General features: G+C 56.1%; 13 protein-coding genes and 2 tRNA genes. 11 read left to right on the plus strand and 4 right to left on the minus strand.

Annotated elements, in window-relative coordinates:
• Positions 1-34 precede the first annotated feature (34 nt).
• Positions 35-1,078: a tRNA dihydrouridine(20/20a) synthase DusA gene (gene dusA / locus A3220_RS05030; RefSeq protein ID WP_062373670.1), complete on the minus strand. Its 1,044-nt coding sequence runs from the start codon at positions 1,076-1,078 to the stop codon at positions 35-37.
• A 532-nt stretch (positions 1,079-1,610) separates the two neighbouring features.
• Between dusA and A3220_RS05035 the strand changes: the two genes are divergently transcribed.
• Entirely contained in the window at positions 1,611-2,189 is a 579-nt protein-coding gene (locus tag A3220_RS05035; RefSeq protein WP_062359307.1) for a hypothetical protein, read from the plus strand.
• 19 nt (positions 2,190-2,208) lie between these two features.
• Here the strand turns inward: A3220_RS05035 and A3220_RS05040 are convergent, their stop codons facing one another.
• Positions 2,209-2,733: a helix-turn-helix domain-containing protein gene (locus A3220_RS05040; RefSeq protein ID WP_044627838.1), complete on the minus strand. Its 525-nt coding sequence runs from the start codon at positions 2,731-2,733 to the stop codon at positions 2,209-2,211.
• Between the two features lie 287 nt (positions 2,734-3,020).
• Here A3220_RS05040 and gltX point away from each other — a divergent pair, with 287 nt between their 5' ends.
• From gltX to A3220_RS05055, 3 genes are all read left to right on the plus strand, one after another.
• Positions 3,021-4,499, plus strand: coding sequence for a glutamate--tRNA ligase (gene gltX / locus A3220_RS05045; protein ID WP_062359306.1), 1,479 nt, complete (start codon positions 3,021-3,023; stop codon positions 4,497-4,499).
• 129 nt (positions 4,500-4,628) lie between these two features.
• Positions 4,629-4,704: transfer RNA gene (locus tag A3220_RS05050), tRNA-Ala, on the plus strand.
• 51 nt (positions 4,705-4,755) lie between these two features.
• Positions 4,756-4,831 (plus strand) — tRNA-Glu (locus A3220_RS05055).
• 378 nt (positions 4,832-5,209) lie between these two features.
• Here A3220_RS05055 and A3220_RS05060 read toward each other — a convergent pair.
• Complete coding sequence (locus A3220_RS05060) at positions 5,210-6,091, minus strand: NAD(P)-dependent oxidoreductase (RefSeq protein WP_062373579.1); 882 nt, start codon at positions 6,089-6,091, stop codon at positions 5,210-5,212.
• 113 nt (positions 6,092-6,204) lie between these two features.
• Positions 6,205-7,491 carry a citrate synthase gene (gene gltA, locus A3220_RS05065; RefSeq protein ID WP_062373583.1) on the minus strand — a complete coding sequence of 429 codons (1,287 nt, stop codon included), beginning with the start codon at positions 7,489-7,491 and terminating at the stop codon, positions 6,205-6,207.
• Between the two features lie 487 nt (positions 7,492-7,978).
• On the opposite strand from gltA, the gene sdhC reads away from it, so the two are divergent.
• From sdhC to lpdA, 7 genes are all read left to right on the plus strand, one after another.
• Positions 7,979-8,356 (plus strand): succinate dehydrogenase, cytochrome b556 subunit, encoded by a 378-nt coding sequence (gene sdhC / locus A3220_RS05070; RefSeq protein ID WP_196781579.1) that lies wholly within the window; start codon positions 7,979-7,981, stop codon positions 8,354-8,356.
• A complete protein-coding gene (gene sdhD, locus A3220_RS05075) occupies positions 8,350-8,697 on the plus strand; it encodes a succinate dehydrogenase, hydrophobic membrane anchor protein (protein WP_062373586.1) in 348 nt (115 codons plus the stop codon). Before sdhC ends, sdhD begins: the two co-directional genes overlap by 7 nt.
• Positions 8,698-8,700: 3 nt before the next feature.
• Positions 8,701-10,476 carry a succinate dehydrogenase flavoprotein subunit gene (sdhA, locus tag A3220_RS05080; protein ID WP_062373588.1) on the plus strand — a complete coding sequence of 592 codons (1,776 nt, stop codon included), beginning with the start codon at positions 8,701-8,703 and terminating at the stop codon, positions 10,474-10,476.
• Positions 10,477-10,503: 27 nt separating this feature from the next.
• Positions 10,504-11,214 (plus strand): succinate dehydrogenase iron-sulfur subunit, encoded by a 711-nt coding sequence (locus A3220_RS05085; RefSeq protein WP_016914530.1) that lies wholly within the window; start codon positions 10,504-10,506, stop codon positions 11,212-11,214.
• A 332-nt stretch (positions 11,215-11,546) separates the two neighbouring features.
• Entirely contained in the window at positions 11,547-14,381 is a 2,835-nt protein-coding gene (locus tag A3220_RS05090; protein WP_062359350.1) for a 2-oxoglutarate dehydrogenase E1 component, read from the plus strand.
• 38 nt (positions 14,382-14,419) lie between these two features.
• Positions 14,420-15,964, plus strand: coding sequence for a 2-oxoglutarate dehydrogenase complex dihydrolipoyllysine-residue succinyltransferase (odhB, locus tag A3220_RS05095; protein ID WP_044627830.1), 1,545 nt, complete (start codon positions 14,420-14,422; stop codon positions 15,962-15,964).
• Between the two features lie 112 nt (positions 15,965-16,076).
• Complete coding sequence (gene lpdA, locus A3220_RS05100) at positions 16,077-17,516, plus strand: dihydrolipoyl dehydrogenase (protein WP_044627829.1); 1,440 nt, start codon at positions 16,077-16,079, stop codon at positions 17,514-17,516.
• Positions 17,517-17,673 lie beyond the last annotated feature (157 nt).

Consider the following 17,673-nt stretch of genomic DNA (forward strand, 5'->3'; position numbering starts at 1 on the left):
CTGGGCGTTCGTTAAACCGCCAGCCTGTTGGTCGTTAGGTCACGGGCTGGCGGTTTGTTTGCTCGTCGAGAGGCTCCGCTTCGAACTCAGGCTCACGAACCAAGCCGAGCGCGTCATCAAACAAGCGTAAGCCTGCACCCTCTTTATGTGCGTGCTCCGAGAGATGACGACGGAACCGACGCCCGCCAGGGCAGCCCTGAAAAAGCCCCAGCAAGTGGCGAGTGATATGGTTCAGCTTGGCACCTTCATCCAACCGCTGCTGAATGTATGGGCGAAACGCCGTGGCCGCTTCCAAGCGTGTACGCACCGGGCCCGGCTCGCCAAAGAGCTGCTCATCCACGCCTGCCAATAACCACGGATTTTGGTACGCCTCACGACCCACCATCACGCTATCCACCTGCTCAAGTTGCGCTTGGCACTCCGCCAGGGTTTTAATCCCGCCGTTGATACCAATATGCAGCTCAGGATGGCTCTGCTTTAGCCGGTGCACTCTTGGGTAATTCAGCGGCGGAATATCGCGATTCTCTTTCGGCGATAGCCCCTGAAGCCACGCCTTTCGGGCGTGCACGGTAAATACTTCACAGCCTGCTGAGGCCACAATATCAATAAACCGCGCTAAATCCGCGTCTTCATCCTGGTCATCAATACCAATACGGCACTTCACCGTGACCGGAATCGACACCGCCGCCTGCATGGCCTTCACCGCCGCCGCCACTTTTTCGGGATGGCCCATCAGGCACGCGCCAATCATATTGTTCTGCACCCGGTCGCTGGGGCAGCCAACGTTTAAGTTGACCTCATCATAGCCCCACGCCTGCGCAATCGCTGCGCACTCCGCCAGCTCACCCGCATCGCTGCCCCCCAACTGCAAAGCAATCGGATGCTCCACCTCGCTATAGCCCAAAAAGCGCTCCCGGGGAGAGCCGTGCAGCACCGCACCGGTGGTCACCATCTCGGTATATAGCAGCGCCCGCTTGGTGAGCGTGCGGGCGAAGGCGCGGTAGTCTCGGGTAGTCCAATCCATCATCGGAGCTACAGAAAATCGGCGGGCCGCTTCTGCTGGGTTTTGTTTCGTCATATTAATCACTTGCATACTTGGTATGCGATGTAAGTACACACATCTATTGCCCTCTGATCGCGGCTATTCGCTAAACGAACAGCAACACCATGGTCTACATGGTGACCTATCAGAAGTGGTGGGCGCGTTGGCGGGCAATTGTACGCAAGAAAGGGTAGGCAGCACAAAATAAGTCGCTGCGCCTTGATGCAGTGTGTTGACGGGGAAGGGGAGGCTCAAAAATTCCTTCCGACATCGCTGGTGTTCATCATCCTTGCTAGGTGTTTTCGAAGGTGTCGCCTGCTGAATGGCAGCCGGACACCACTAAACCATAGGTGTGGCACTCGTCGCCTCGCTCAATGGCATTAGGAAATAAAATTGCTCATCTTTATATCAGTGGGGGCAGCAGTGGCTAGCTTAATTCGAGGCCAGCGTAAGCTGATTTGATATTGCACAACCCCTGCATCACATTGCGTATTTTGCGGTCAAAAGCGGTATGGTGAGAGCCCGAGAGAGGCAGCATTACGCCTATTACAGAAGATGAGGAGTCGTTATGGGGAAAACGCTAGGTTATGTTGGCGTGGCGCTAGTGGGTACCCTGCTGCTGTCCGGCTGTAGTGGGCCTGAGGAAGAGGTCGCACAGCACCAGCCACACTCAGTGGCCGAAGAGCGTGCTTCTGAACCTGAGCCGTCTGCACAACAGGTTGAGCCGCTCAATGTAATGATTTCAACCGCTGCTTTTTTACGTCCAGACCGGCGTTTGATGGTGGAAGGCGAAACCAATCTGCCAAATGATGCCCAGCTACAAGTAGTGGTAGAGCGAGAAATTAGCCGCGTACGCTGGCAAGAGCGTACACGTGTGGTGAATGGTAAATTTGAAGCTGGCCCACTAGGCTCTGGCAGTGGCTTACCGGATGGCAATTATCTTGTCACCGTGCAGTTAGGTGAGGCTGCCGTTCAGCCAGAAAGCGTGCAGGCGCGCATTGGTACCCAGGGTGAATACTTGGCGGGAGAGCTCATCAGCCAGTCCCGCCATGGGTTAGGGCAGGTAGCCACCTACTCGCGCCGTTTCTTGGTAGGCAGTGAACCAAGACGGACCCGCGACCAGGTGGACGTTATTGAGGACAAGTAGGGATGGGGAGGTAGATGCTTTAGGCAGGACACCAGTGTGCTAACAACACCGCATGAATCGAGGTGTCAGTGGGCGCTTTGGAGAAGTGCTCAATGACAAATCGGCCATCACGCTGGATGAGATAGTGGCCTGCTTTATGAAACACATGCGTTGGGCCAAGCAACAGCAAATCACCAGAGGCTACTGGTGAAAAATCCGTTTCTTTGCCAGGGGTGGCCATCACGCAAGGTGCTTTCCAGTCAATCTTCAACGGCAGATGATGCGGTACGGTAATGGTCGTTGCCTGAACCTGTTCCCAGGGGAGGGGACCAGTATGGGTCAGGGTCAACAGTTGAGGCGCACTGTCACCTTCCAAAAGGGTCGCCAGCGAGCAATCAAGGGCATCGGCGAGCGCTACTAAGCGTTCATGACCGATCTGCTTGATCGCCCCGGACTCCCAATAAGAAATGGTGACATCTGACACGCCAACTTTACGTGCAAGGGCAGCTTTGTTGAGCTTGGCCCGAAGTCGCAGTTGCTTGATACGTGAGCCTAGCGATTCCATTTCATTTTCCTGTCGATGAGCTAAATCAGCTCGTTGAATGTACTTCCACCTTGATAGGTGGTGCTCTGAACATGCTGAAGATAGTGAGATTCATTCTCATGCATGAACACGAATCATAGGTACTACAACATACTAAGCGATTGTGCTTTAACGCGCATCTTCCTATCTATGTTCTGAGAGCTTTCGATCAGACGCTTTTAAGTCAAACTCGTTCCCTTTCCAATGCTGTTGGTTGTTCTTAGGGTGCGTATAATGGCGCCACGCTTAACTGCTAAAGGGAACTGTTGATGACCGTACGTACTCGTATCGCGCCTTCTCCTACTGGAGACCCTCATGTAGGCACGGCCTATATTGCACTGTTTAATCTCTGCTTTGCTCGCCAGCACGGCGGTCAGTTCATTTTGCGTATTGAAGACACCGATCAAGTACGCTCCACTCCTGAGTCAGAACAGATGATTCTCGACTCATTGCGTTGGTTGGGGCTTGAGTGGGATGAAGGCCCGGATGTAGGTGGTCCCCACGGGCCGTATCGGCAAAGCGAGCGGGGCGATATTTATGCGAAGTATGCCCAGCAGTTGCTAGACGCCGGGCATGCCTTTAAGTGTTACCGCACCAGCGAAGAGCTTGATGAGCTACGCGAGTCACGCAAAGAGGCAGGCCTGCATTTGGCATTGAAGCCAACTGACTTAGCCCTGGACGCAGAAGAGCAATCACGTCGTGAGCAGGAAAGCTGGCCCTATGTGATTCGTATGAACGTGCCCAGCGAAGGCGTGTGCGTGGTTAGCGATATGCTGCGCGGTACGATTGAAGTGGATTGGGCGCAGGTTGATGCTCAGATTCTGATGAAATCAGACGGTATGCCTACGTACCACTTAGCTAACGTGGTGGACGATCATTTAATGGGCATTACCCACGTGCTGCGTGGTGAAGAGTGGATCAATTCCGCGCCGAAGCATCAACTGCTGTATGAGTACTTTGGTTGGGAAATGCCGCAGCTTTGTCATATGCCGCTGCTGCGTAACCCGGATAAGTCCAAGCTCTCCAAGCGTAAAAACCCAACGTCGATCAATTACTATCGCCGCATGGGCTTTTTACCCCAGGCCGTGACCAACTACCTGGGCCGTATGGGTTGGTCGATGCCTGATGAGCGTGAAAAATTCAGCTTGTCAGAGATGATGGCAGAATTTGATATTCAGCGTGTCTCACTCGGCGGGCCCGTGTTCGACCTAGAGAAATTGACGTGGTTGAACGGTGTCTATATCCGTGAAGACTTGGACGACGACGCACTGCTGCAAGCGCTGCGTGAGTGGGCGTTCAATGATGCCTACGTGAAGCAGATTTTGCCGCAAGTCCGCCCTCGGGTAGAAACGCTCTCCCAGGTTGTTCCGCTGGCGGGCCACTTTTTCTCTGGCTTGCCCACAATCACTAAAGATGATTTTGACAGCGTGAAGCTGGACAACGAAGAGCTAGTGAAGCTGCTGCAGTTCCTGGTATGGCGCTTTGAAGGCGTCTCTGCTTGGCATAAAGAAGCGTTGCTGGAGGAAGTCAAAAGTCTGGCAGAGCACTTTGAGCTAAAAATGAAGGCCTTCCTGGCACCAGTGTTTATTGCCATTACAGGCAGTACCTCAAGCACCTCGGTGATGGATGCGATGGCTATTCTTGGCTCTGACGTGACGCGTGCACGGCTTCGCCATGCGATTGCCGTATTGGGTGGCGTGTCCAAAAAGCAGGCGAAGCGGTTTGAAAAAGAGTACCGCGATCTGTAATTGACCCCTGCTATGAAAATGGAGAGAGCGTCGCGCGGTCTAGTTATGAACGCGTGGCGTTTTCTTCGGGAAATAGGCTTGACGAAGATCAGGCGAATCAGTAATATACGCTCCGTCTTCGCGACATGTGGGGCCTTAGCTCAGCTGGGAGAGCGCAACACTGGCAGTGTTGAGGTCAGCGGTTCGATCCCGCTAGGCTCCACCAATATCAGTAGCACTGATGTTGCCTTGTCAAAGATGCTTCCAGGTTAGATACGTCCCATTCGTCTAGTGGTCTAGGACACCGCCCTTTCACGGCGGTAACAGGGGTTCGAACCCCCTATGGGACGCCACCTTCTTCTGGTTTTTTGTATTTTCCCCCTTCAAAAAGTCTCGATAGCAACCCAATGTCGCGTTGCTTTTTCGGCTGCTTCCTATTTGGCGTTTTAGCCAATTTATCGCTTTTTTTGTCAATATTGTGCTTGACTTGTCCACTTTTGCTCGTCTGGGTAAAGGGTTGTGTACAGTCTCGTGAAGACGTCCCAAGAAATCAGTGTCTTGGCTTAATTCCTTTAAAATCAATGTCTTATATTAGATCAAAAAATGACCAATTTAAGGCTGGGTCACTGTCCATGGCGATTAGAGGACGTTTTTGTAGTGGTTGTGAACAGGGTTATCCACAGATAGTGTGGAAAACCCTGATCCGACTGTCAGCGCCAAAATGTCAAGCGCTATTCGCCTTTGCGGAGACGCTTTAACAGCGAAGAGGTGTCCCATCGGCCACCCTGCATGCGCTGCACGTCGGCATAGAACTGATCCACCAGTGCGGTGACGGGTAGCGTGGCGTCCAGTCTGCGCGCTTGCTCCAGGCAGATACCCAGATCCTTGCGCATCCAGTCGACGGCAAAGCCGTGCTGATACTCATCGGCGATCATGGTCTTGTGGCGGTTTTCCATCTGCCAGGATCCTGCGGCACCTTTCGAAATCACCTCGATCACTTGATGCTGATCCAGTCCTGCCTGTTCGGCAAAGTGCAGACCCTCCGCCAACCCTTGTACCAGGCCGGCGATGCAGATCTGGTTGACCATTTTGGTGAGCTGGCCGCTGCTGGCGGGGCCCATGAGCGTGACAGCGCGAGCGTAGTGGTCAAGCACGGGGGCGACGGCATCGAAAGGGGCCTGTTCACCGCCGCACATGATGGTCAGCGCGCCGTTTTCTGCGCCCTGCTGGCCGCCGGATACCGGGGCGTCGATAAAATGAAGGCTCTGCTGGCGGCAGGCGGCATCCAGCTCCAGTGCCAGGTCGGCTGAGGCCGTGGTGTGGTCCACCAGATAGCTGCCGGGGGCCATGGCCTGCAGCACGCCGTGTTCGCCGGTGGTGACTTGGCGCACGTCGTCGTCATTGCCTACGCACACCAGCACCAGGTCGGCGCCCTGGGCCGCTTCGGCGGGCGTGGCGTGGGCCGTGCCGCCAAACTGATCGGCCCATGCCTGGGCTTTGGCGGCCGTGCGGTTATAAACGCGGGTGGTCAGGCCCTGCCTGGCCAGGTGTCCTGCCATGGGATAGCCCATGACGCCCAGGCCGATAAAGGCAACGGTAGTGATAGAAGACATAAAGCACCTTTGTTGTTGATGGGGGAGTGGTGTCATGAAGGGGTAGGCTGCACGCAAAAGGCCACCCGTGGGTGGCCTTTGTGTCGCTCAGTTATCGCCGTACAAGCCGCCGATTACTTCTTGGGGTAGTCACGCTGGTCACGACCAGTGTAAAGCTGGCGTGGACGACCGATCTTGTAGCTTTCGCTGAGCATTTCGTGCCAATGGGAGATCCAGCCAATGGTGCGCGATACTGCAAAGATCACAGTGAACATATTGGTCGGAATACCCATGGCTTTCAGGATGATGCCTGAATAGAAGTCAACGTTCGGGTACAGTTTACGCTCGATGAAGTATTCATCTTCCAGGGCGATCTGCTCCAGGCGCTTGGCAATTTTGAGCTGCGGGTCATCGGCCATACCGAGTTCGGCCAGTACTTCGTCGCAGGTCTCTTTCATCACTTTGGCACGTGGGTCGAAGTTGCGGTAGACGCGATGACCGAAGCCCATCAGTTTGAACGGGTCGTTCTTGTCTTTCGCTTTGTCGACGAAGCGCTGAATGTTCTCTTCTGAGTCGTCGCCGATCTCGTCGAGCATGTTCAGCACGGCCTCATTGGCACCGCCATGCGCCGGACCCCACAAGGCCGCAATGCCCGCGCTGATACAGGCAAACGGGTTGGCGCCAGTTGAGCCTGCCAGACGAACGGTCGAGGTAGAGGCGTTTTGCTCGTGGTCCGCATGCAGCATAAAGATGCGGTCCATGGCTTTCGCGTACACCGGGTTGATCTTGTACTCTTCGCAAGGGTTGCTGAACATCATGTAGAGGAAGTTCTCTGCATAGCTCAGGTCGTTGCGCGGGTAGTTGAAGGGTTGGCCAACGTTGTACTTGTGCGACATTGCTGCCAGGGTCGGCATTTTAGCAATGAGGCGAATAGCGCTGATCACCCGATCTTCTTCCTGAGTAATGTCCATGTGATCATGGTAGAAAGCGGCAAGGCCGCCTACCACACCACACAGAATCGACATCGGGTGCGCATCGCGGCGGAACCCTTTGAAGAAGTTGTTGATCTGGTCATGCACCATGGTGTGATTGCGAATGCGAGATTCGAAATCAGCATACTGCTCATCATTGGGAAGCTCGCCAAACAGCAGGGTGTAACAAACTTCTACAAAGTTCGACTCTTTCGCCAGTTGTTCAATGGGGTAGCCGCGGTGCAGCAGTACGCCCTTGCCGCCATCGATATAGGTGATTGCGGACTGGCAGGAAGAGGTGGCCATGAAGCCGGGATCGTAGGTAAACAGGCCTTCAGCACCTAGGCCGCGCACGTCGATGACGTCGGGGCCAAGTGTGCCGGAATACATGGGTAGTTCGATCGTCTTGTCGAGACCGTCTACCGTCAATGTCGCTTTCCTGTCAGCCATGATGGCCTCCTTTCGAGTTCGGTTTGGGACGTAAAGTCGTTGTTTCGCATGCCGCGCCGGCGAAAAGGCTTGCCCACTATAGAAGCGTGCGACATTTTGTCAATTAGCCGTAATGCTAGACATGCTTGTACGGGATGTGCGGTTTTGGATAATAATTGTATATGATTAACTAGGATCTATAGTACCGAAGTGACAGAGGGTTGACGATACGTTAACAGGCTTATCAAGCCGTCCATCTAATGTCACTATAACCATGCTGCATCGCAAAATCGACTCAGACCATTGGCTATTTTCTTGCACCATGGTCGAGTTCAGTCTGAGTTCGGTTTGTCAGCAGGGGCTAAGGTTCTTATAATCCACGGCGCGCGACCGGCAGGTAGGTGGTCGTGCCCGACTTGGCAACGGCCGAGCCCCTTCCAGCAACCACTGCCCGCTCGGGCTATGCCCGACCTGTCGCTGAGCGGGCCAAGAGAGTGTGTATAACGCCGTGAATAGCAAACGACCCGTAAACCTAGATCTAACGACGATACATTTCCCACTACCGGCGCTAACGTCGATTACACACCGTATCACGGGTGTGATCCTGTTCGTTGGCCTGATTTTCGCTTTTTGGGCGTTGGGTAAATCCCTGTCATCTCCGGCTGGCTTCGATGCTGTCAGCAGTGCCTTAGCCAACAACTTCTTTGCCAAGCTCGTTGCGTGGGGGCTGCTGTCTGCCTTGGCATTCCACTTTGTGGCAGGCATCAAGCACCTGCTGATGGACGCCAATATTGGGGTGACCTTAGAAGGTGGCGTTAAAAAAGCACAGGCTACTGTGGTAGTGAGTGCAGTTCTGATTATTCTGGCAGGAGTTTGGGTATGGTAACCAATATCACAAGTTTTGGCCGTAGCGGGCTGTCCGACTGGCTGATGCAGCGCGTTTCTGCGGTCATCCTGGCCCTTTACACGGTTTTCGTTGTTGCCTACCTGCTGTTTAATCCGAACCTGGACTACTACACCTGGAGCGGGCTGTTCGAGCAAACGTGGATGCGCATTTTCTCGCTGCTGGCGTTTGTCTCTATCGCTGCGCACGCCTGGATCGGTTTGTGGACCGTCACCACCGATTACCTCAAGTCCACTCGCCTGCGCGTGGGTGCCCAGACGCTGATCATTCTGGCCATCTTCGTGTACCTGGTGTGGGGCATTCAAATTCTGTGGGGAGCTTGATACATGTCTAACCTTCGTAGCCTGACATTCGACGCCATTATCATCGGTGGTGGTGGCTCTGGCCTGCGTGCTGCGCTTGAACTGGCAAAATCTGGTAAGAAGACAGCCGTACTGTCCAAAGTGTTCCCGACACGCTCTCACACGGTTTCTGCTCAAGGCGGTATTACCTGTGCGATTGCCTCCGCCGACCCGAACGACGACTGGCGCTGGCACATGTATGACACCGTCAAGGGCGGCGACTATATCGCTGACCAAGACGCTGCCGAGTACATGTGTTCGGAAGGCCCCAAGGCCGTCTTCGAACTCGAGCACATGGGCCTACCGTTCTCGCGTTTCGACAATGGCCGCATCTATCAGCGTCCGTTCGGTGGTCAGTCCAAGAACTTTGGTGAAGGTGGTCAGGCCGCACGTACCTGCGCCGCCGCCGACCGTACCGGTCACGCGCTGCTGCACACCCTTTACCAGAACAACCTGAAGAACAACACCACGTTCCTGAACGAGTGGTACGCGGTGGATCTGGTCAAGAACGCCAACGGTGACGTGGTGGGCTGTATCGCCATGTGTATCGAAACCGGCGAAGTGGTGCACGTCAAGTCGAAAGCCACCGTGCTGGCGACCGGCGGTGCCGGACGCATCTACGCGTCGACCACTAACGCCCTGATCAACACCGGTGACGGTATCGGCATGGCGCTACGCGCCGGCTTCCCGATGCAGGACATGGAAATGTGGCAGTTCCACCCGACCGGTATTTACGGTGCGGGCACGCTGGTCACCGAAGGTTGCCGTGGTGAAGGTGGCTACCTGGTCAACAAGGATGGCGAGCGTTTCATGGAGCGCTACGCGCCCAACGCCAAAGACCTGGCAGGCCGCGACGTCGTTGCGCGCTCCATGGTGATGGAAATTCTCGAAGGCCGCGGCTGTGGTGATAAGGGCGACCACGTCTTCCTGAAGCTAGATCATCTGGGTGAAGAAGTTCTTGGTAAGCGTCTGCCGGGTATCGTAGAGCTGTCTAAAACCTTCGCCCACGTTGATCCGGCGAAAGACCCGATTCCAGTCGTCCCGACCTGCCACTATATGATGGGCGGTATTCCGACCAACATTCATGGCCAAGCAATTACCCAAGACGAAAATGGCAACGACCATATCGTTAACGGTCTGTTTGCCTGTGGTGAAGCGGCATGTGTATCAGTACACGGTGCTAACCGCCTGGGCGGTAACTCGCTGCTGGACTTGGTCGTCTTTGGTCGCGCTGCCGGTATGTTCATCGAAGGCGCGCTGAACGAAGGTATCGAGTATCTGGACGCTTCCGAGTCAGACATCGAATTCGCCATGAAGCGTATTACGCGCTGGAACGAGTCTGAAGAGGGCGGCGAAAGCATCCCTGAGCTGAAAGCCGAGCTTCAAGACATCATGCAGAACTCTTTCGGTGTATTCCGTGAAGAGAAAAACATGCAGGAAGGTGTCAAAAAGCTAGCGGAACTGCGTGGCCGTATTGCCAATGCGCACCTGCCGGACAAATCCAATGTATTCAACACTGCTCGTGTTGAGGCGCTGGAGCTGGACAACCTGATGGAAGTGGCAGAAGCAACGGCGATTGCTGCCCTTGAGCGTAAAGAGAGCCGTGGTGCCCACTCGCGCTACGACTACCCAGACCGTGATGATGTCAACTGGCTGAAACACTCGCTCTACTTCCCAGCAACTAAAGAGCTGAAGAAGCGCGACGTTAACTTCAAGCCGAAAACTGTTGATACGTTCGAGCCTAAGGTTCGTACCTACTAATCTCCGCACTGACGAGAGGGAGTCACCATGTCCAATCTTCAGGTATCCGTATACCGCTACAATCCGGAAACCGACTCCGCGCCTTATATGCAGGAGTTTCAGGTCGATACCAAAGGCCGTGATCTGATGGTGCTGGATGTTTTGCACCTGATGAAAGAGCAAGACAGCGGTTTAGCCTATCGCCGTAGCTGCCGTGAAGGTGTATGCGGTTCCGATGGCATGAACATGAACGGCAAAAACGGCTTGGCATGCATCACGCCGCTGTCCGATGTTGTGAAAAACAACAAACTGACGCTGCGCCCGCTGCCTGGCCTCCCGGTCATCCGTGATATGGTGGTTGACATGGGTCTGTTCTATAAGCAGTACGAGCGTATTCAGCCGTACCTGCAGAACGATACGCCAGCGCCAGCCATTGAGCGTCTGCAGTCGCCGGAAGAGCGCGACAAACTGGATGGTCTGTACGAGTGTATTCTGTGTGCGTGCTGCTCGACTTCATGCCCGTCGTTCTGGTGGAACCCGGACAAGTTCGTGGGCCCGGCGGGTCTGCTGCAGTCATACCGCTTCCTGGCCGACAGTCGCGATACCGCCACGCGTGAGCGTCTGACCAGCCTGGAAGACCCGTTCTCGGTGTTCCGTTGCCGTGGCATCATGAACTGCGTGGCGGTATGCCCGAAAGGTCTGAATCCGACCCGTGCAATTGGTAAAATTCGTGAAATGTTGCTCGCAGATGCGACGTAACTCATTAATCCTGTGAAAAAAAGCGACTACCACATAAGTTGCATCACAAAGCTACTTAAATCGTGGCGCTTCGCTTGTTATCATAGGGGCTGTCATGGTGCGGCGACGCGCCGCACCATGGATCAGCCAAGTTTAAAAGCCGGTGCGACGAGTACCGGCTTTTGAGCATGAACTGGTAATGAAACGCGTCATCATACGTGTATGAAAAAGGGCTACCGGCCTCAGGTCGGCGCCGCCGGCAAACGTCCCGCCCCGCCGGCAGGGCAATAGCGATGTCGTTGCACGCATGCAGCGATGCCGATACCACCCCATCAGTGCAGGGTGACCGAGAGATGCAACAAGGCATAATGGAGTTGATGTGGCGTTCCTCTCACGTTAGTGGTGGCAATGTCCACTACGTGGAAGCGCTTTACGAGCAGTACCTCGCCGATCCTGATTCTGTCTCAGACGAGTGGCGCAGCTATTTCGATCAGTTGCCGCGTGCTGAAGGCAGTGCCTCCCACGATGTTCCACTAAGCCCCATTCGTGATCAGTTCTACCAGCTTGGCCGTGAAAGGCGCCCAGGCCGGGTAGTCGCCGCGTCCGACAGCGGTGAAAACAAAAAGCAGATTAAAGTCCTGCAGCTGATTAACGCGTATCGCTTCCGTGGCCATCAAAAGGCCAATATCGACCCGCTTGGTCTGCGTAACCCTACCCCCGTCCCCGACCTCGACCTGTCATTCCATCAGCTATCCAAGGCTGATCTTGATACCGAGTTCCAGACAGGTTCTTTCTTCCTGGGTGTTGATAAAGCACCGTTGCGCGAGATCGTCGATGCGCTGGAGCAGACCTACTGCCGCTCCATCGGCTGCGAAATCATGCACATCGTGGATACCGAAGAGAAGCGCTGGCTGCAGCGTCGTTTCGAATCGGTACGCAGCGCGCCCAAGTTCAGCGATGACGTGCGCAAGCACGTACTGGAACGCCTGACGGCTGCGGAAGGCCTGGAAAATTACCTGGCCTCCAAGTACCCGGGTACCAAGCGCTTCGGCCTGGAAGGTGGCGAGTCGTTCGTACCGATGATGGACGAACTGATTCAGCGCGCCGGTGGCTATGGCACCAAGGAAGTCGTGATCGGCATGGCCCACCGTGGCCGCTTGAATCTGCTGGTCAACATCCTGGGCAAGAACCCTGCGGATCTGATCGACGAGTTCGATGGCAAGAAAGTCATCGAGCGTGGTTCTGGTGACGTGAAATACCACCAGGGCTTCAGCTCCAACGTCATGTCGCCTGGTGGCGAAGTCCACCTGGCCATGTCGTTCAACCCGTCGCATCTCGAAATCGTCGCGCCGGTGGTGGAAGGCTCGGTACGTGCCCGCCAGGATCGCCGCAATGACGCTGACGGAAGCAAAGTGCTGCCGATCAATGTTCATGGCGATGCCGCCTTCGCGGGACAGGGTGTGGTCATGGAGACATTCCAGATGTCTCAGACCCGCGCCTACAAGACCGGTGGCACGGTACACATCGTCATCAACAACCAGGTGGGGTTCACGACCTCCAACCCGGCCGATGCACGCTCCACCGAATACTGTACTGACATTGCCAAGATGGTTCAGGCGCCGATCTTCCACGTCAACGGCGATGATCCGGACGCGGTCATTCACGCCACCCAAGTGGCCCTGGATTACCGTCAGCAGTTCAAGAAAGACGTCGTCATCGACCTGGTGTGCTACCGCCGTCGCGGCCATAACGAGGCCGACGAGCCATCGGGCACCCAGCCGCTGATGTACGCCAAGATCAAGGATCACCCCTCCTCACGCACGCTGTATGCGCAGCGCCTGATCGAGCAGGGCGTGCTGTCCGAAGACGACGCCAAAGCCATGGTGGAAACCTACCGCGATGATCTCGTGGCAGGCAATCACGTGGCCAACGCGCTGGTTCAGGAACCCAACAAGTCGCTGTTCGTCGACTGGGCTCCCTACCTGGGCCATGAGTGGACCGGCAATGCCGACACCACCTTCGACATGAAACGCCTGCAACAGCTGGCGGCGAAGATGTGTGAAATCCCCGACGGTGTCGATGTTCAGCGTCAGGTCGCCAAAATCTACGAAGACCGACGTAAAATGCAGGCGGGTGGCATGGGGCTCAACTGGGGCTTTGCCGAAACGCTGGCCTACGCCACGTTGCTCGACCAAGGTCATCCTATCCGCATCACCGGGCAGGATGTGGGGCGTGGGACGTTCTCCCACCGTCACGCGGTCGTGCACAACCAGAAAGACGGGTCGACCTATGTGCCGCTGCAGAATATGGCCGACGGTCAGCCGCGCTTTACCATCCACGACTCCTTCCTATCAGAAGAAGCCGTGCTGGCATTCGAATACGGCTACTCGACCACCGCCCCGAATGACTTGGTTATTTGGGAAGCGCAGTTTGGTGACTTCGTCAACGGCGCTCAGGTGGTAGTGGATCAGTTCATCTCTTCCGGGGAGACCAAGTGGGGTCGCCTGTGCGGCTTGACCATGCTGCTGCCTCATGGCTATGAAGGCCAAGGGCCCGAGCACTCTTCTGCCCGTCTAGAGCGCTTCTTGCAGCTGTGCGCCGAGCACAACATGCAGGTGTGCGTACCGACGACGCCAGCGCAGATTTTCCACCTGCTGCGCCGCCAAGTGATTCGTCCGCTGCGTAAACCGCTAGTGGTCATGTCGCCTAAGTCGCTGCTGCGCCACAAAGAAGCAGTGTCGAGCTTGGAAGATCTCGCCTACGGCAAGTTCCACATGGTACTGCCGGATCAAGCGAATCTCGACGCCGACAACGTCACCCGCGTCATTATGTGCGCAGGCAAGGTCTACTACGATCTGGTTAACTGGCGCGCTGAAAACGAGCGTGACGACACGGCGATCATTCGTCTAGAGCAGCTCTATCCCTTCCCGAAAGAAGAGCTTCTGGAAGTGCTCCAGGCGTATGCCAATGTGGAAGACATCGTATGGTGTCAGGAAGAGCCGCTGAACCAAGGCGCCTGGTACTCCAGTCAGCACCACATGCGTACCGTGGCCGATATGTTGAAAGATGGCCTTGGACGTGAGTTGAAATTCGCAGGGCGTCCTGCCTCGGCTGCTCCGGCAGCGGGCTACATGTCCGTCCACACTGAACAGCAGCGCCAGCTGGTGGAAGACGCTTTTAACCTATAAGCGCCCACCGGGTTTAGAGAACACATAAGGGAAACGACATGGCTACTGAGATCAAAGCGCCAACCTTTCCGGAATCCGTTGCCGAAGGCACCGTGGCCGCGTGGCACAAAAAGCCGGGTGACAGCGTCGAACGCGACGAGCTGATCGTTGAAATCGAGACCGATAAAGTGGTACTTGAAGTCGTCGCACCGGAAGCGGGAACCCTGACCGACGTGATGGCCGAAGAAGGCGATACCGTCGAGTCCGAGCAGGTATTGGGCAAGATCGGCGAAGCGAGCGGTGCTGGCAGCAAGAAAGAGAGTGCCGCCAGCGATGACAGCGCCGAGAAGGCCGAGTCCAAAGAAGCCGCCAAGCCAGCCGGAGGCAAGCAGCACGACGTGAAGGCGCCTAGCTTCCCCGAGTCCATTCAGGAAGGCACCGTGGCGACCTGGCACAAGAAAGTAGGCGAAGCGGTCAAGCGTGACGAAGTGCTGGCCGACATCGAAACCGACAAGGTCGTGCTGGAAGTCGTAGCGCCTGCCGATGGTGCCCTGGCGGAAATCAAGGCAGAAGAAGGCAGCCAGGTTGAGTCCGAAGCGATTCTGGCAACCTTCGTAGAGGGCGGTGGCAGTGACCAGGCCAGCGCTTCTTCTTCCAGCAGCGCTTCCAGCGACGCTGACGATGAAGGCGCCGATGAGAAGGTGGGTGGCAAAGTGTTGGCACCGGCTGCTCGCAAGATGGTTGCCGAGCACGATCTGGACGTTTCCAAGATCGAAGGTACCGGCAAAGGCGGTCGCATTCTGAAAGAAGACGTTCAGAAAGCCGTCAAGGATGGTTCGGCCAAGAAAGCGGCCAAGTCCTCTGCACCCGCCAAAGCCGCTGCTGCGCCAGCGGTCGAGGGTGAGCGTGCCGAGAAGCGCGTACCGATGAGCCGTCTGCGTCAAACCATCGCCAAGCGCTTGGTTCAGGCACAGCAGACCGCTGCCATGCTGACCACGTACAACGAAGTGGACATGGGTGCGGTGATGTCGCTGCGTGCCCAGTACAAAGATACCTTCCTGAAGGCCCACGACACCAAGCTTGGTTTCATGGGCTTCTTCGTGAAAGCCGCCTCCGAAGCTCTCAAGCGTTTCCCGGATGTCAACGCCTCCATCGATGGCACCGATATCGTTTACCATGGTTACCAGGACATCGGTGTTGCCGTATCGACGGATCGTGGTCTCGTGGTGCCGGTTCTGCGTGACACTGACAACATGAAAATTGCCGACGTCGAGAAGACGATTGTCGACTTTGGCAAGCGTGCGCGTGACGGTAAGCTCGGCATCGACGAAATGCAGGGCGGCACCTTTACCATCACCAATGGTGGTATCTTTGGCTCGCTGATGTCGACCCCGATCATCAACCCGCCGCAAACCGCTATCCTGGGGATGCACAAGATCCAGGAACGCCCGATGGCGGTGAACGGTAAGGTCGAAATTCGCCCGATGATGTATCTGGCACTCTCTTACGACCACCGCATGATCGACGGCAAAGACGCGGTACAATTCCTGGTTACGATTAAAGAGCTGCTGGAAGACCCGGCCCGTCTGCTGCTAGACGTATAACGAAGCGCGCTGAACCGCCTTCGCTAGTGCTGAGCACGCTGAGTTAATCGCACACAGCCTCCTACCCGCTGTCATCCACCCGGGAGGAGGCCACCAAGCTAAAGGAGCCAACATGGCTGACAAGTTTGACGTGATCGTTATTGGTGCAGGCCCTGGTGGCTACGTAGCGGCTATCCGCGCTGCGCAGCTGGGTTTGAAAGCCGCCTGTGTTGAAAAATGGATCGGTAAAGAAGGTAACGTCGTTCACGGCGGTACCTGCTTGAACGTAGGCTGTATCCCGTCCAAAGCGCTGCTTGAAGCCTCGCACAAGTTCGTCGAAGCCAAGCACGATTTCGACGACATGGGTATCGAAGCCGGCGACGTGACCATGGACGTCAAGAAGATGATGGCGCGCAAGGACAAGATCGTTAAGAACTTGACCGGCGGCATCTCTGGCCTGTTCAAGGCCAACGGCGTGACCGCCATCGAAGGTACCGGTAAAGTGGTGTCTGGCAAGCAGGTTGAGGTGACCGACCTCGACGGCAACACCACCACTTACGACGCCGACAACATCGTCATCGCAGCAGGTTCCGTGCCGGTGGAAATCCCGCCCACGCCGCTGACCGAAGGCCTAATCGTCGATTCCACCGGCGCCCTGGAATTCCAGGAAACGCCGAAGCGTCTTGGTGTCATTGGCGCGGGCGTCATCGGCCTGGAGCTGGGCAGCGTATGGAACCGTCTGGGTTCTGAAGTCACCGTGCTGGAAGCGATGGACTCCTTCCTGCCGATGGTCGACACCGCGATTGCCAAAGAGACCCAGAAACTGCTCAAGAAGCAGGGGCTGGACATCAAATTGGGTGCCCGTGTGACCGGTTCGGAAGCGAACGGTGACGAAGTCGTCGTCAAGTACACCGATGCCAACGGCGATCAAGAGATGACCTTCGACAAGCTGATCGTATGTGTCGGCCGTCGTCCTTACACCAAAGGCGTTGTGGCCGATGGCGTGGGCGTCGAGCTGGACGAGCGTGGCTTCATCTTCGTGGACGACCAGTGCCGCACCAACGTGCCGGGCGTCTACGCCATCGGTGACTGTGTACGCGGTCCGATGCTGGCGCACAAAGCGTCTGAAGAGGGCATCATGGTGGCGGACATCATCGCTGGCCACAAGGCCGAGATGAACTACGACACCATCCCCAGCGTCATCTATACCTTCCCGGAAGTGGCCTGGGTCGGCATGACCGAGCAGGACGCCAAGGCCAAGGGTATCGAAGTCAAGACCGGTAGCTTCCCCTTCGCAGCCAGCGGCCGTGCCATGGCCAACAACGCCACCGAAGGCAGCGCCAAGATCATTGCCGATGCGGAAACCGACCGTATTCTCGGTATGCACATCGTGGGTCAGCACGCCGGTGAGATGATCGCCCAGGGCGTGATCGCCATGGAATTCGGCTCCAGCGCCGAAGACCTGGCATTGACCTGCTACGCGCACCCGACTATGTCGGAAGCCGTGCACGAAGCTGCTCTGGCGGTAGAAGGTCATGCCATTCACATGGCCAACCGCAAGAAGCGCAAGTAATTCGCTAAGCAACAACCAAGCGCCACCGTCAGGTGGCGCAACACTTTCATGGCGGCGTGGCAACTCGTCGTCATGAAAGTACGGGGATGACCAGCACCTGCAAGATGTTCTTCAGGGCGACTGATCATCGTTCGAGTCACATGCAACCAATGGCATG

Source organism: Halomonas sp. KX33721 (assembly GCF_001596805.1).
GTDB classification, from domain to species: Bacteria; Pseudomonadota; Gammaproteobacteria; order Pseudomonadales; family Halomonadaceae; genus Vreelandella; species Vreelandella aquamarina.

Excerpts from the sequence above, each read along its gene's own strand:
- dusA (WP_062373670.1), bottom strand. The coding sequence starts at position 1,078 with ATGACGAAACAAAACCCAGCAGAAGCGGCCCGCCGATTTTCTGTAGCT.
- A3220_RS05035 (WP_062359307.1), top strand. The coding sequence starts at position 1,611 with ATGGGGAAAACGCTAGGTTATGTTGGCGTGGCGCTAGTGGGTACCCTG.
- A3220_RS05040 (WP_044627838.1), bottom strand. The coding sequence starts at position 2,733 with ATGGAATCGCTAGGCTCACGTATCAAGCAACTGCGACTTCGGGCCAAG.
- gltX (WP_062359306.1), top strand. The coding sequence starts at position 3,021 with ATGACCGTACGTACTCGTATCGCGCCTTCTCCTACTGGAGACCCTCAT.
- A3220_RS05060 (WP_062373579.1), bottom strand. The coding sequence starts at position 6,091 with ATGTCTTCTATCACTACCGTTGCCTTTATCGGCCTGGGCGTCATGGGC.
- gltA (WP_062373583.1), bottom strand. The coding sequence starts at position 7,491 with ATGGCTGACAGGAAAGCGACATTGACGGTAGACGGTCTCGACAAGACG.
- sdhD (WP_062373586.1), top strand. The coding sequence starts at position 8,350 with ATGGTAACCAATATCACAAGTTTTGGCCGTAGCGGGCTGTCCGACTGG.
- sdhA (WP_062373588.1), top strand. The coding sequence starts at position 8,701 with ATGTCTAACCTTCGTAGCCTGACATTCGACGCCATTATCATCGGTGGT.
- A3220_RS05085 (WP_016914530.1), top strand. The coding sequence starts at position 10,504 with ATGTCCAATCTTCAGGTATCCGTATACCGCTACAATCCGGAAACCGAC.
- A3220_RS05090 (WP_062359350.1), top strand. The coding sequence starts at position 11,547 with ATGCAACAAGGCATAATGGAGTTGATGTGGCGTTCCTCTCACGTTAGT.
- odhB (WP_044627830.1), top strand. The coding sequence starts at position 14,420 with ATGGCTACTGAGATCAAAGCGCCAACCTTTCCGGAATCCGTTGCCGAA.
- lpdA (WP_044627829.1), top strand. The coding sequence starts at position 16,077 with ATGGCTGACAAGTTTGACGTGATCGTTATTGGTGCAGGCCCTGGTGGC.